Genomic DNA, 1193 nt, shown 5'->3' with positions numbered 1-1193 from the left:
TGAAAGGCTTCACTGCTTTCATCAGCAAGGAGATTTTGAAGACGAGTGATATGGTTTTGTGCAATCTCAGCCACATTGCCCGCCCAACTTTCCCAATAATCTGCAATAGCAAATTTCTTCGCAAGAAGGGTTTTCAGGGCATTGGGAAACTCTTTATAAAAAGCTAATCTTCCTGTTACGCTATGAGTAGTTTGTGATTCATGAGCGGCTTTTCCAATCTCAAGCCCCATATGTTCTGATTTTTCATGGATATGGATTTTATCCTCAACCGCGGTCATGCTCTTTAAGGCGACAATCTCCAAAGAATCACTAACATCTTGCCCTAAGATCATTTGGTTAAGGGTGATTTCAAAATTCTCATCATGAGCAAGCAAAGCATTGATGACCTGCCAGACAACCTTGTATCTCTTATTGTAGCGTAAAGCATGTTCAGCAGAAACACCGGCAGGGATCCCAACGGGTAAGATGATATAGCCTCTCTTCTTGCCCTTTGCACGACGCATGATACGCCCCACCGCCTGTATGACATCCACATGACTTTTACGCGGGTGTAAAAACATAATGGCATCAAGAGCAGGCACATCCACCCCTTCAGACAGACAGCGAACATTGGTGAGCACACGACAAGTATTGTCCCCCGCATCTTCCTTAAGCCAATCAAGGGCTTTATGACGCGTTTTGGCACTTTGTGTTCCATCAATATGATCAAAGGTACACTGAAGCGGCGGGGTATCTTTATAGACCTTATGAAGATTAAATAATTCTTCCTGTATTTCTTGAGAATTGAATGTTTTACGAATGCGTTTAGACGTATTGATATCTTTACAAAAAGCCAAAGCCCGCCGCATGGGATTGGGGTCATCACTCAGATCAACTTTGAGATCTATTTTGGCAAGGGCTTGATAACAGCCTATGATTTTTGTTTTATCATCAAGGATAAGTTCATAATTCTCATCGGTCATCAAATGTTGAATAGATTCACCAACTTCCTCTTCATTAATACCTAAAACAATAATCTTATAAGGTGCGAGCAATTCATTCTGAACGGCTTTTGAGAATGTATAGGTATAAAGCTCTTTTCCATAGAGCTCTTTATCATCCATGGACGCCAGAACAGCATTGAACTCATTGGCTTTCTTTTTGGCATCATCGGTAAAGATTTTTGGGGTTGCCGTCATATAGAGGCGTTTTTT

General features: G+C 41.4%; 1 protein-coding gene. It reads right to left on the bottom strand.

The genetic code is table 11. The annotated features are described in order from the left end of the window. A partial coding sequence (locus ABID39_RS07865; protein ID WP_354187610.1) for a helicase-related protein occupies positions 1–1193 on the bottom strand: 1193 nt, incomplete at both ends.

This window comes from Bartonella japonica (assembly GCF_040545385.1).
Lineage (GTDB): Bacteria > Pseudomonadota > Alphaproteobacteria > Rhizobiales > Rhizobiaceae > Bartonella > Bartonella japonica.
Note: the sequence above shows the minus strand (reverse complement) of the source record. Positions and strands in the feature narration are given on the sequence as shown.